The 12295-nt window shown below is 55.2% G+C and carries 10 protein-coding genes; 7 read left to right on the plus strand and 3 right to left on the minus strand.

What is annotated here, in order from left to right:
- Positions 1-11: 11 nt before the first annotated feature.
- The 6 genes from rlmKL to rmf all read left to right on the plus strand — a co-directional run bounded on the left by rlmKL (position 12) and on the right by rmf (position 7938).
- Positions 12-2120: a bifunctional 23S rRNA (guanine(2069)-N(7))-methyltransferase RlmK/23S rRNA (guanine(2445)-N(2))-methyltransferase RlmL gene (rlmKL, locus tag F0319_RS03380; protein ID WP_021240859.1), complete on the plus strand. Its 2109-nt coding sequence runs from the start codon at positions 12-14 to the stop codon at positions 2118-2120.
- Positions 2121-2132: 12 nt separating this feature from the next.
- Positions 2133-4040 carry an ABC transporter ATP-binding protein gene (locus F0319_RS03385; protein ID WP_149366283.1) on the plus strand — a complete coding sequence of 636 codons (1908 nt, stop codon included), beginning with the start codon at positions 2133-2135 and terminating at the stop codon, positions 4038-4040.
- Positions 4041-4053: 13 nt separating this feature from the next.
- Complete coding sequence (gene pqiA, locus F0319_RS03390; RefSeq protein WP_023335152.1) at positions 4054-5307, plus strand: membrane integrity-associated transporter subunit PqiA; 1254 nt, start codon at positions 4054-4056, stop codon at positions 5305-5307.
- A gap of 4 nt (positions 5308-5311) precedes the next feature.
- Positions 5312-6952 carry an intermembrane transport protein PqiB gene (pqiB, locus tag F0319_RS03395; RefSeq protein ID WP_149366284.1) on the plus strand — a complete coding sequence of 547 codons (1641 nt, stop codon included), beginning with the start codon at positions 5312-5314 and terminating at the stop codon, positions 6950-6952.
- Entirely contained in the window at positions 6949-7515 is a 567-nt protein-coding gene (gene pqiC, locus F0319_RS03400) for a membrane integrity-associated transporter subunit PqiC (RefSeq protein ID WP_008499932.1), read from the plus strand. The genes pqiB and pqiC overlap by 4 nt, the downstream gene beginning before the upstream one ends.
- Before the next feature lie 255 nt (positions 7516-7770).
- Positions 7771-7938: a ribosome modulation factor gene (gene rmf / locus F0319_RS03405; RefSeq protein ID WP_013097261.1), complete on the plus strand. Its 168-nt coding sequence runs from the start codon at positions 7771-7773 to the stop codon at positions 7936-7938.
- 70 nt (positions 7939-8008) lie between these two features.
- On the opposite strand, the gene fabA is transcribed toward rmf, so the two are convergent.
- Together fabA and F0319_RS03415 are read right to left on the minus strand one after the other, a co-directional pair.
- Positions 8009-8527 (minus strand): 3-hydroxyacyl-[acyl-carrier-protein] dehydratase FabA, encoded by a 519-nt coding sequence (gene fabA, locus F0319_RS03410; protein ID WP_008499931.1) that lies wholly within the window; start codon positions 8525-8527, stop codon positions 8009-8011.
- A gap of 68 nt (positions 8528-8595) precedes the next feature.
- Positions 8596-10356 carry an AAA family ATPase gene (locus tag F0319_RS03415; RefSeq protein ID WP_149366285.1) on the minus strand — a complete coding sequence of 587 codons (1761 nt, stop codon included), beginning with the start codon at positions 10354-10356 and terminating at the stop codon, positions 8596-8598.
- A gap of 186 nt (positions 10357-10542) precedes the next feature.
- Between F0319_RS03415 and matP the strand changes: the two genes are divergently transcribed.
- Positions 10543-10995 carry a macrodomain Ter protein MatP gene (gene matP, locus F0319_RS03420; protein WP_008499929.1) on the plus strand — a complete coding sequence of 151 codons (453 nt, stop codon included), beginning with the start codon at positions 10543-10545 and terminating at the stop codon, positions 10993-10995.
- Between the two features lie 65 nt (positions 10996-11060).
- On the opposite strand, the gene ompA is transcribed toward matP, so the two are convergent.
- On the minus strand, positions 11061-12116 hold the full coding sequence (gene ompA, locus F0319_RS03425; protein WP_023311028.1) for a porin OmpA: 1056 nt from the start codon (positions 12114-12116) through the stop codon (positions 11061-11063).
- Positions 12117-12295: the final 179 nt, after the last annotated feature.

The raw sequence follows: 12295 nt of genomic DNA on the forward strand, positions 1-12295 counted from the left end.
AAAGTGACGATATGAATTCTCTGTTTGCCAGTACGGCCCGTGGGCTGGAAGAGCTGTTAAAAACTGAACTGGAAAGCCTGGGCGCGCAAGAGTGCCAGGTGGTTCAGGGTGGTGTCCATTTTGAGGGCGACACGCGGCTTATTTACCAGAGCCTGATGTGGAGCCGCCTGGCGTCGCGCATCATGCTGCCGATGAAGGAGTGCAAGGTCTATAGCGACCTTGATCTCTATACCGGCGTACAGATGATCGACTGGACAGAGATCTTCACCCCGAATGCCACCTTTGCGGTGCATTTCAACGGCGTGAACGACGAGATCCGTAACAGCCAGTATGGTGCCCTGCGCGTAAAAGACGCCATTGTGGACTGCTTCACCCGTAAAAATAAGGAACGTCCCAACGTCGATCGTGAAAACCCCGATCTGCGTATTAACGTCTGGCTGAACGGCGACACGGCAAGCATCTCTCTCGATCTGAGCGGCGCGGGCCTGCACCTGCGCGGCTACCGCGATCGTACCGGTATGGCACCCATCAAAGAGACCCTGGCGGCCGCCATTGTGATGCGCTCCGGCTGGCAGCCGGGCACGCCGCTGCTCGACCCGATGTGCGGTTCCGGTACCCTGCTGATTGAAGCGGCCATGCTGGCCACCGACCGCGCGCCGGGACTGCACCGCGGCCAGTGGGGCTTCAAAGGCTGGGCGCAGCACGATGAAGCGCTCTGGAAAGAGGTCAAAGACGACGCGCAGACCCGCGCACGTAAGGGGCTGGCGGAATATACCTCTCATTTCTACGGCTCCGATAGCGACCCTCGCGTCATTGAGCGCGCGCGCAGCAACGCCCGCCGTGCCGGTATCGGCGAGCTGGTCACCTTCGAAGTAAAAGACGTGGCAAACCTGACCAACCCGCTGCCAAAAGGCCCGTACGGTACCGTGATCAGCAACCCGCCATACGGCGAACGTCTCGACAGCGAACCGGCGCTGATTGCCCTGCACAGCCTGCTGGGCCGCAACATGAAGGACCACTTTGGCGGCTGGAACCTGTCTCTGTTTAGCGCCTCGCCGGAACTGCTGAGCTGCCTGCAGCTGCGTGCCGATCGCCAGTTTAAGGCGAAAAACGGCCCGCTGGACTGCGTGCAGAAAAACTACCATCTGGCGGAGAAGGCGGCCGACAGCAAGCCGTCCGGCGTGGCGGAAGATTACGCTAACCGTCTGCGCAAGAACCTGAAGAAATTTGAGAAGTGGGCGAAGCAGGAGGGCATTGAATGCTACCGCCTGTATGATGCCGACCTGCCGGAGTACAACGTGGCGGTTGACCGCTACGCGGACTGGGTGGTGATTCAGGAATATGCCCCGCCGAAAACCATTGATGCGCAAAAAGCGCGTCAGCGCATGCTGGACGTCATCGCCGCCACCATCGCCGTGCTGGGTATTGCGCCAAACAAGCTGGTGCTGAAAACCCGTGAACGGCAGAAAGGCAAAAACCAGTACCAGAAGATGGGCGAGAAGGGCGACTTTATCGAAGTGGGCGAATACAACGCGCGCCTGTGGGTCAACCTGACCGACTATCTGGATACCGGTCTGTTCCTCGACCACCGTATCGCCCGCCGCATGCTGGGCCAGATGAGTAAAGGCAAGGACTTCCTGAATCTCTTCTCCTACACCGGCAGCGCCAGCGTGCATGCCGGTCTGGGCGGCGCGCGTAGCACCACCACGGTAGATATGTCACGTACCTATCTGGAGTGGGCGGAGCGCAACCTGCGCCTTAACGGCTTAACCGGACGTCAGCATCGCCTGATGCAGGCCGACGTGCTGGGCTGGCTGCGCGATACCGACGAGCAGTTCGACCTGATCTTTATCGATCCGCCGACCTTTTCCAACTCCAAGCGTATGGAAGATAGCTTTGACGTTCAACGCGATCACCTACGCCTGATGACCGACCTGAAGCGCCTGCTGCGCAAAGGCGGCACCATTATGTTCTCGAACAACAAACGCGGCTTCCGTATGGATCATGACGGCTTAGCAGCCCTGGGACTGAAAGCACAAGAAATCAGCCAAAAAACGCTGTCTCAGGACTTTGCCCGTAACCGTCAAATCCATAACTGCTGGTTGATTACCGCGGTCTGAAAGGAAAAATAAATGTCTTTAATTAGTATGCACGGCGCGTGGCTCTCTTTCAGCGACTCACCGCTTCTCGATAATGCAGAGCTGCACATCGAAGATAACGAGCGCGTCTGTCTGGTGGGCCGTAACGGCGCGGGTAAATCCACGCTGATGAAAATCCTTAACCGTGAACAGGGCCTGGATGACGGACGCATTGTTTACGAACAGGATCTGATCGTCTCCCGCCTCCAGCAGGACCCGCCGCGTCACGTGACCGGCAGCGTTTACGATTTCGTTGCGGAAGGGATCTCCGAGCAGGCCGAATACCTGAAGCGCTATCACGAGATTTCGCATCTGGTGATGACCGATCCGAGCGACAAAAACCTCAACGAACTTGCAAAAGTGCAGGAGATGCTCGATCACCACGGTCTGTGGCAGCTTGAAAACCGTATTAATGAAGTGCTGGCACAGCTCGGTCTGGAACCCGATATGGAGCTGTCGGCGCTCTCCGGCGGTTGGCTGCGTAAGGCGGCCCTGGGCCGCGCGCTTGTTAGCGGGCCGAAGGTGCTGCTGCTGGACGAACCGACTAACCACCTGGATATCGAAGCGATCGACTGGCTGGAGGGCTTCCTGAAAACCTTCAGCGGCACCATTATTTTCATCTCACACGACCGTTCGTTTATCCGCAATATGGCGACGCGTATTGTCGATCTCGACCGCGGCAAGCTGGTCACCTATCCCGGCGATTACGACACCTATCTGCTGGAGAAAGAAGAAAACCTGCGCGTGGAAGAGCTGCAGAATGCCGAGTTCGACCGCAAGCTGGCGCAGGAAGAGGTCTGGATCCGCCAGGGCATCAAAGCCCGCCGTACCCGTAACGAAGGCCGCGTGCGCGCCCTGAAGGCGATGCGTCGCGAGCGCAGCGAACGCCGTGAAGTGATGGGCAGCGCCAAAATGCAAGTGGAAGAGGCGTCCCGTTCCGGCAAGATTGTCTTTGAAATGGAAAACGTCAACTATCAGGTTGACGGTAAAGTGCTGGTGAAAGACTTCTCCGCACAGGTCCAGCGCGGCGACAAAATTGCCCTGATTGGCCCGAACGGCTGCGGTAAAACCACGCTGCTGAAGCTGATGCTGGGCCAGCTGCAGGCCGACAGCGGACGCATTCACTGCGGGACCAAGCTCGAGGTCGCCTACTTCGACCAGCACCGCGCGGAGCTGGATCCGGACCGTACGGTGATGGACAACCTCGCCGAAGGTAAGCAGGAGGTGATGGTAAACGGCAAGCCGCGCCACGTGCTGGGCTACCTGCAGGACTTCCTGTTCCATCCGAAACGCGCCATGACGCCGGTGCGCGCGCTGTCCGGCGGTGAGCGCAACCGTCTTCTGCTGGCGCGCCTGTTCCTGAAGCCAAGTAACCTGCTGATTCTCGATGAACCAACGAACGACCTGGATGTCGAAACGCTGGAATTACTCGAAGAGCTGATCGACGGCTATCAGGGTACCGTGATGCTGGTTAGCCACGATCGTCAGTTCGTTGACAACACCGTGACCGAGTGCTGGATCTTCGAAGGTGAAGGGCGAATTGGTCAATACGTAGGCGGTTATCACGATGCAAAAGGGCAGCAGGCACAGTCGCTGGCGACGAAGCAGTCAAAGTCCAAAATTGGTCCTGAAGCTACTGTAACAAAAGCAGAAACTGTCAAGAAAACCTCGGCTAAACTAAGCTATAACCTGCAGCGCGAACTGGAGGGACTGCCGCAGCGTCTTGAAGAGCTGGAGGCCGCGCTTGAGGATCTGCAAAATCAGGTTGCTGATGCGTCATTCTTTACCCAATCGCATGACTATACTCAGAAAGTACTGTCAGAAATGTCCGCGGCTGAAAAAGCCCTGGAAGAAGCATTTGAGCGCTGGGAGTACCTTGAGTCTCTGAAAAACGGCGCATAAACAGGGATAACATATGTGTGACCAGCACCATGCCGACAGGCATATTTTATGCTCGCAATGCGATATGCTCGTGGCGTTGCCAGAGCTTGGTCACGGACATAAAGCCCTGTGTCCACGTTGCGGTGCGACGTTGACAACCGAGTGGGACGCGCCGCGGCAGCGTCCCACTGCTTACGCTCTTGCAGCACTTTTTATGCTGCTGCTCTCCAATCTCTTCCCCTTCATCTATATGAAGGTGGGTGGGATAACCAGCCAGGTGGATTTGCTTGAGATCCCGGGCGTGATGTTCTCAGAAGATTACGCCAGCCTCGGCACCTTTTTTCTCCTGTTTGTCCAGATAGTCCCGGCTTTTTGCCTGGTCGTAATCCTTTTGCTGGTCAACCGCGTCAGGATGCCCGCATCACTGAAAATCCGGCTTGCGCGTATCCTTTTTCAGCTCAAAAGCTGGGGCATGGCCGAGATCTTTCTGGCGGGCATTCTGGTCAGTTTCGTGAAGCTCATGGCATACGGCGACGTGGGGATCGGCAGCAGCTTTATTCCGTGGTGTCTGTACTGTGTCCTCCAGCTGCGTGCATTCCAGTGCGTTGACAGGCGCTGGGCGTGGGACGATATCGCCCCGGCACCGACGCTTGCACAGACGGTGAAGGTCGGCGTGCCCGGAATTCGTCAGGGGTTACGTTCCTGCCCATGCTGCACCGCCGTGCTGCCCGCCGATCTCGACGTTTGTCCGCGCTGCGAAACGAAAGGGCATGTGCGGCGTAAAAATAGTCTTCAGTGGACGATGGCGCTGCTGGTCACGTCCATCATGCTGTATCTGCCTGCCAATATTCTGCCAATTATGATCACCGATTTGCTCGGTGACAAAATGCCCTCAACGATCCTGGCCGGGGTGATACTGCTTTGGGGCGAGGGTTCCTATCCGGTCGCTGGCGTCATCTTTATCGCCAGTATTATGGTGCCAACCTTAAAAATGATCGCCATCGCCTGGCTCTGTTGGGATGCGAAAGGCCATGGAAAACGCGACAGCGAACGCATGCACCTGATTTATGAGGTGGTCGAGTTTGTCGGACGCTGGTCAATGATAGACGTGTTTGTCATCGCCGTTCTCTCTGCGCTGGTGCGGATGGGCGGTTTGATGAGTATTTATCCCGCGATGGGGGCTTTAATGTTTGCACTGGTCGTGATCATGACCATGTTTGCGGCCATGACCTTCGACCCTCGTTTATCGTGGGATCGTGAGCCTGAATCAAGCCATGAGGAAGAGTAAGAGCATGGAAAATAAGAGTGGAGAGGCGAAAGTGCAGAAGGTCAAAAACTGGTCACCGGTGTGGATTTTTCCCATCGTGACCGCGCTGATCGGTGCATGGATCCTGTTTTATCATTACAGCCATCAGGGACCGGAAGTCACGCTGATAACCACCAATGCCGAGGGGATTGAGGGCGGTAAAACGACCATCAAAAGCCGTAGCGTGGATGTGGGCGTGGTCGAAAGCGCAACCCTGACCGACGATTTAACCCATGTGGAGATTAAGGCGCGCCTTAATGCCGGCATGGAGAAACTGCTGCACGGCGATTCCGTTTTCTGGGTCGTTAAACCGCAGGTGGGGCGTGAAGGGATCAGCGGCTTAGGAACGCTGCTTTCGGGCGCCTACATAGAGCTGCAGCCCGGCGCTAAGGGTAACCAGCCTGCCAAATACCAGCTTCTGGATTCACCGCCGCTTGCGCCGCCTGATGCCAAGGGCATCCGCGTGATCCTCGACAGCAAAAAAGCAGGTCAGCTCACGGCGGGCGACCCGGTACTGTTTCGCGGCTACCGCGTCGGGTCGGTTGAGAAAAGCACGTTCGATCCGCAGAAACGCGCAATTAGCTATCAGCTCTTCATCAATGCGCCAAACGATCGTCTGGTCACCAGCAACGTCCGTTTCTGGAAAGACAGCGGGATCGCGGTGGATCTGACCTCGGCAGGCATGCGCGTTGAAATGGGTTCGCTGACCACGCTGTTTGGCGGCGGCGTGAGTTTTGACGTGCCGGAAGGCCTGGATTTGGGGCAGCCGGTCGCAGAGAACACCGCTTTCCGTCTCTTTGACGACCAAAAAAGCATTCAGGATGCGCTCTATACCGATCACGTTGACTTCCTGATGTTCTTCAAAGACTCCGTTCGCGGCCTGCAGCCGGGGGCGCCCGTTGAGTTCCGCGGCATTCGTCTCGGTACGGTTGGACAAGTGCCGTTCTTCGTCCCGGGCCTTCAGCAGGTGCTGGATGATGATTACCGTATTCCGGTGCTGATCCGCATTGAACCAGAGCGTCTGCTTAACCAGATTGGTGAAAATCAGGATATCGCTACCCATATCACCCAACTGATGGAACGCGGTCTACGCGGGTCGCTGAAAACCGGCAACCTGGTAACCGGCGCGCTGTATGTGGATATGGACTTCTACCCGAAAGCACCGCCGATTACCGGTATCCGTGAATTCGGCGGCTACAAGATCATCCCAACGGTGAGCAGCGGTCTGGCGCAGATCCAGCAGCGTCTGATGGAGACGCTGGATAAGATCAACAATCTGCCACTGAATCCGATGATTGAAGCGGCGACAAACTCGCTGAGCGAAAGCCAGGCAACGATGCGCCGTCTGCAAACCACGCTGGATAACATCAACAAGATCACGGCGAGCCAGAGCATGCAGCAGCTGCCGCAGGACATGCAGAAAACGCTGCGTGAGCTGAACCGCAGTATGCAGGGCTTCCAGCCGGGCTCTGCGGCCTATAACAAGATGGTGGCAGATATGCAGCGTCTTGATCAGGTCCTGCGTGAACTGCAGCCGGTGCTGAAAACGCTCAACGAGAAGAGCAATGCGCTGGTGTTCGAAGCAAAAGATAAAAAGGATCCTGAGCCGAAGAGGGCAAAAGAATGAAAAAATGGCTATTGATGGTTGGCGCTCTGCTGTTAACGGCGTGCAGTTCAGGGGGCGATAATAAAAGTTATTATCAGCTGCCTGTGGCAACCCACAGCGGTGGGCAAAGCACGGCGAGTCAGGGAAACCGCCAGCTGTGGGTTGAGCAGGTCGCCGTGCCGGATTATCTGGCAGGGAACGGCGTGGTCTATCAGACCAGCGACGTTAAATACGTGATTGCGACCAACAACCTGTGGGCCAGCCCGCTGGATCAGCAGCTGCGCAACACGCTGGTGGCTAACCTGGGCAGCCAGCTTCCGGGCTGGGTAGTCGCGTCGCAGCCGCTGGGTAACGATCAGGATACGCTGAACGTCACCGTAACGGGCTTCCACGGCCGCTATGACGGTGCGGTGGTGATCAGCGGGGAGTGGTTGCTGAACCATCAGGGGCAGCTGATTAAGCGTCCTTTCCATCTGGAGCTGAAGCAGCAGAAGGATGGCTATGACGAAATGGTGAAAGTCCTGGCTCAGGGTTGGGCGCAGGAGTCGGCCAGTATCGCGAGGGAGATTTCCCGGCTGCCATAAGTAAAATTCATCATTAAAAACCGCAGTTGGCCTGTCGCTGATTGCGGTTTTTTTTCGTTTTCAACTCAGGTTGTTACTTGTGCCACGTCACAATTTTTGTACAAATGAACTTCCATGTAGCTCACAAATATGACACCCGTATGAATTTTGAACATTGACGATGCGACTAATTCGGGGTATTCGTTATCTGTGCCTGTGCAGATAGCGCAGACACTGTTTTCTTTCCACCAGACAAAAGAATGAGGGAAACGAGGCATGAAGAGACAGAAACGAGATCGCCTGGAACGGGCTCATCAACGTGGTTATCAGGCCGGCATCGCTGGACGTTCTAAAGAAATGTGTCCTTATCAGACGATAAATCAAAGGTCACAATGGCTTGGAGGCTGGCGAGAAGCCATCGGCGACAGGGCACTCATAGCCTGATAACGTCTCTTTCAAAAAAGAAACCTCCGCATTGCGGAGGTTTCGCCTTTCCGGGGTTCGAAAAGCACGATCAGAACGCAGAAGTGTCCTGGAACAGGCCAACCTTCAGGTCGCTTGCGCTATAGATCAGACGACCGTCGACCAGTACTTCACCATCTGCCAGGCCCATAATCAGGCGGCGGTTTACGATGCGCTTGAAGTGAATACGATAGGTCACTTTCTTCGCTGTAGGCAGAACCTGTCCAGTGAATTTCACTTCGCCCACGCCCAGTGCGCGGCCTTTACCTTCGCCACCCAGCCAGCCCAGATAGAAGCCAACCAGCTGCCACATGGCATCCAGGCCCAAACAGCCAGGCATTACCGGATCGCCAATAAAGTGGCAACCGAAGAACCACAGGTCCGGGTTGATATCGAGTTCTGCTTCTACGTAACCCTTATCGAAGTTGCCGCCGGTTTCGGTCATTTTCACGACACGGTCCATCATCAGCATGTTCGGGGCCGGCAACTGTGGGCCTTTTGCGCCAAACAGTTCGCCGCGACCAGAGGCAAGAAGATCTTCTTTTGTATAGGATTCGCGTTTATCTACCATGTTCTCAGTAAGCCTTATTTTAGTGAAGGACGCAGGATAGCTAACACGTGTACGCTGAACAAGTCCGATCAGTTCGAACTAAACCAGCCCAGCCAGCGTAACGGCCATGGATAACGGTGACGAGCATCCTGCTGTGTTGCCTGAGCAATGCGCTCCTGGATAGTCTGCATCAGGGTGGTTTGCCCTTCGCCATCCCATACCAGGTTTGTCAGTAAGGGTAGTGCATCCTCAATCCCTTCGATGGCCCAGATGGCGAACTGCTCTTGTTCAACCGCATCCAGAATCTCCTGGCTGAGGCTTAAATGGCGTGCGTTGGGAGCAGGAATAATCACACCCTGCTTGCCGTTTAAACCGCGCTGCTGGCAGATAGAGAAGAAGCCTTCAATTTTTTCGTTGAGGCCGCCGACAGGCTGGGCACGACCGAATTGGTCCACCGAGCCGGTGATCGCGATGTTCTGATTGATGGGCACTTCCGCCAGGGCGCTGATTAAGGCGCACAGTTCAGCCATAGAGGCGCTATCGCCATCCACTTCGCTGTAGGATTGCTCAAACGTCAGCGAGGCGGAGAAGGGGATCTGTTGCTCAAGCTGCAGCTCAGACATCAAAAACGCCTGCATGATCATCATGCCTTTGGCGTGAATGTTGCCGCCCAGCTCGGCTTTGCGTTCGATGTCGGTAAATTCGCCATCGCCAATATGCACAACGCAGCTGATACGGGACGGTTCCCCGAATGCGCGCGGATGGCCAGGAAATTCAATCACCGACAGGGCGTTGATCTGCCCGACGCGTTCGCCTTCGGTTTCCACCAGAATTTGTTCCAGCAGAATTTCATCCTGCATACGGTCAGCAAGATAGCCTTCTCGCCACTCTCGCTGAGCCAGCATCTGGTTGAGCTGCTCTCCGGTGAACGCACCGTTACCGCTAATCACACCCACTTCACGCAGCTGTTTGCCGATCCAGAGCGGGCAGAGTGGCAGCGTTTCCTGGTCACCGGTATAGCGCACCGCTTCGCGTATCAGGCCTGGCCACGCGTCAGCCGCAGGTGTTGGCAGCGTAAAACGTTCAGCAATGGCCATCACCCACTGGCACCACTGCGCCATATCGTCGGCATCGGCAATCTGGATATTATCTTCGTATTCGCTGTATACCGCCTGCTCAGCCAGTTCAGGCTCCATTTCCTGGAAGTCCGCCAGCGACTCACGGTCGCCCGTCAGCACGACGGTTAACGACAGCGGCATAGACGGAACCGAGACAGGCAGGGGACGAGACTCATCGTAGCCGACCCAGTCGAAACGCTGCTGATGCACGATGGTTTTCAGACGCATCCACAGCAGCGGCTGCGAGAGGAGGGTACGCAGTGAGATGATGAGAACACCGCCATTTGCGCGATGTACCAGCCCCGGCTGCAGCGAAAGTTCGCCGTTAAACTGGCGCAGACAACCAAAGAGTTGTTCCGCCTCGACCCAGTTAGCGATAACCACCTCGCCCTTAGCGGCAAAACCGCCATCGGCCTGCGCCGCAGGTTCGAAAGTGACATCATGTCCTGCAATACGATACTGCCCGCCAAAAACGGCGTTCGCTTCCGGCTTCAGCTGGCGCACAGCATCTCCGAGCAGCGTCAGGTATTCCGCTTCTTCCGGGGCTTTGAGCAGCATGAAGGGTGCTGTTGCCCATGGGCTTAACATCTGCTCCAGCGCGTAATGCAAACGAGGCTGCGTATAGCTAAGGATGAATTCGTGGTCTTTTGCGAGTTCGGGCTGTGCAAACAGTTCCTGGTAACTTTCGGTATCCGGAACAAGGTCACGCCATGCAAGTTTCGTAATGGTCAAAGTTGATGTTTTTTAGTCAGATGTAAAAGCGTGGAGTATACCGTAAGCGGGGGGCTGTACCCAAGCAGGATTGGGGATTTCGACAGGGCGAATGCCTGCATTCACTCACAGGATATGATTTCTTTTCAGCAGATTGCTAAAAAACTGATATTCTGAACAGAGTTACGTGGTAACACTGAGATCGCAATGAAATATCAACAACTGGAAAATCTCGAAAGCGGCTGGAAATGGAAATACCTGGTCAAAAAGCACCGTGAAGGGGAGCTGATCACCTGCTACATCGAAGCCAGCGCTGCGCAAGAAGCCGTGGATATTTTGCTGACCCTCGAAAATGAACCGGTACAGGTTAACGGGTGGATTGAGAAACATATCAATCCTGCGTTGTTAAACCGGATGAAGCAAACTATCCGCGCGCGACGCAAACGGCATTTTAATGCTGAGCATCAGCACACTCGCAAAAAATCAATCGACCTTGAGTTCGTTGTCTGGCAGCGCCTGGCCGGGCTGGCACAACGACGGGGTAAAACGCTGTCGGAAACCATCGTGCAGCTGATTGAGGATGCAGAACATAAAGAGAAGTACGCCAACCAGATGTCGACGCTGAAGAACGACCTTCAGGCTCTGTTGGGTAAAAAGTAGATTTTTTACTTTTCTTCAGACAATAAAAAACCCCGCATGGCGGGGTTTTTTTATAAGACGATAACTTATGCCGCTGGCTGAGTTACAACGTCTTTGATGCCTTTAACTTCGATCTCTACGCGACGATCTGGAGCCAGGCAGTCGATCAGTGCAGCGCGAGCTTTCACGTTGTCACAGGTGTTGCCAGTAACTGGGTTAGATTCGCCCATACCACGTGGGGAGATCTTGTTAGCTGGGATACCTTTAGAGATCAGGTAATCAACAACAGACTGAGCACGTTTCTCAGACAGTTTCTGGTTGTAAGCGTCAGAACCGATACGGTCGGTGAAGCCCAGAACCACTACAGAACCGTCTTTAGGATCCAGGTTGCTCAGCTGGGTGTACAGCTGATCCAGTGCCTGCTGACCTTCTGGTTTCAGAGTCGCTTTGTTGAAGTTGAACAGAACGTCAGACTTCAGAGTGAAGTGCTTGGTCTGTACTTCTGGTGCTGGAGCCGGCGCTGGAGCAACAACTGGTGCTGCTTCTTCCTGCTGGCCGAAACGGTAGGAAACACCTACGCTCAGCATGCCGTTGTCTGGACGAACACCAACGGTGTTGCCGTCGCCGATGTTGTTAACCCACTGGTATTCCAGACGGGTAGCGATGTCACGGGTCATAGCCCACTCAACGCCACCAGCGAATACTGGGGAAACACCGGTGTCATGGTTGTCGCCAGAAATGTTGTTGCTGGAGTCAGCACGCCATACCATGCCGCCCAGACGGGTGTACACGTCCAGATCGTCAGTGATTGGGTAGCCCAGTTTAGCGGTCAGTTGAACGCCCTGTGCTTTGAAAGCGCCGTTGATGGTGTCGCCTTTGTATGGCATACGACCTAACCAGTCGTAACCCATTTCAAAACCAACATACGGGTTAACCTGATAGCCACCGAACGCACCTGCACCAAGCTGGCTCTCGTGAGTTGGGCCATCATTGTTCAGGCTGCTGTTGTACCAGCCAGTGTCGTGGAACTGAGACCAGCCCAGTTTACCACCTGCATACCAGGTATTATCTTTCGGAGCGGCCTGCGCTACGGTAGCGAAGCCAGCCAGTGCCACTGCAATCGCGATAGCTGTCTTTTTCATTTTTTGCGCCTCGTTATCATCCAAAATTCGCCATGAAAGTCTCAAGAGAGAATCACGGTTAAATCCTTCACCGGGGGGCGTGGTCAAATATAAATCTACCGATATCTTCGGCTTAGGCCGAGCACCCCTGGCGATGTAAAGTCTACAACGTAGCTGAAAACTTACAAGTGTGAAGTCCG

It is taken from the genome of Enterobacter vonholyi, assembly GCF_008364555.1.
GTDB lineage: Bacteria > Pseudomonadota > Gammaproteobacteria > Enterobacterales > Enterobacteriaceae > Enterobacter > Enterobacter vonholyi.

Excerpts from the sequence above, each read along its gene's own strand:
- matP (WP_008499929.1), top strand. The coding sequence starts at position 10,543 with ATGAAATATCAACAACTGGAAAATCTCGAAAGCGGCTGGAAATGGAAA.
- pqiA (WP_023335152.1), top strand. The coding sequence starts at position 4,054 with ATGTGTGACCAGCACCATGCCGACAGGCATATTTTATGCTCGCAATGC.
- fabA (WP_008499931.1), bottom strand. The coding sequence starts at position 8,527 with ATGGTAGATAAACGCGAATCCTATACAAAAGAAGATCTTCTTGCCTCT.
- rlmKL (WP_021240859.1), top strand. The coding sequence starts at position 12 with ATGAATTCTCTGTTTGCCAGTACGGCCCGTGGGCTGGAAGAGCTGTTA.
- pqiB (WP_149366284.1), top strand. The coding sequence starts at position 5,312 with ATGGAAAATAAGAGTGGAGAGGCGAAAGTGCAGAAGGTCAAAAACTGG.
- F0319_RS03385 (WP_149366283.1), top strand. The coding sequence starts at position 2,133 with ATGTCTTTAATTAGTATGCACGGCGCGTGGCTCTCTTTCAGCGACTCA.
- rmf (WP_013097261.1), top strand. The coding sequence starts at position 7,771 with ATGAAGAGACAGAAACGAGATCGCCTGGAACGGGCTCATCAACGTGGT.
- ompA (WP_023311028.1), bottom strand. The coding sequence starts at position 12,116 with ATGAAAAAGACAGCTATCGCGATTGCAGTGGCACTGGCTGGCTTCGCT.
- pqiC (WP_008499932.1), top strand. The coding sequence starts at position 6,949 with ATGAAAAAATGGCTATTGATGGTTGGCGCTCTGCTGTTAACGGCGTGC.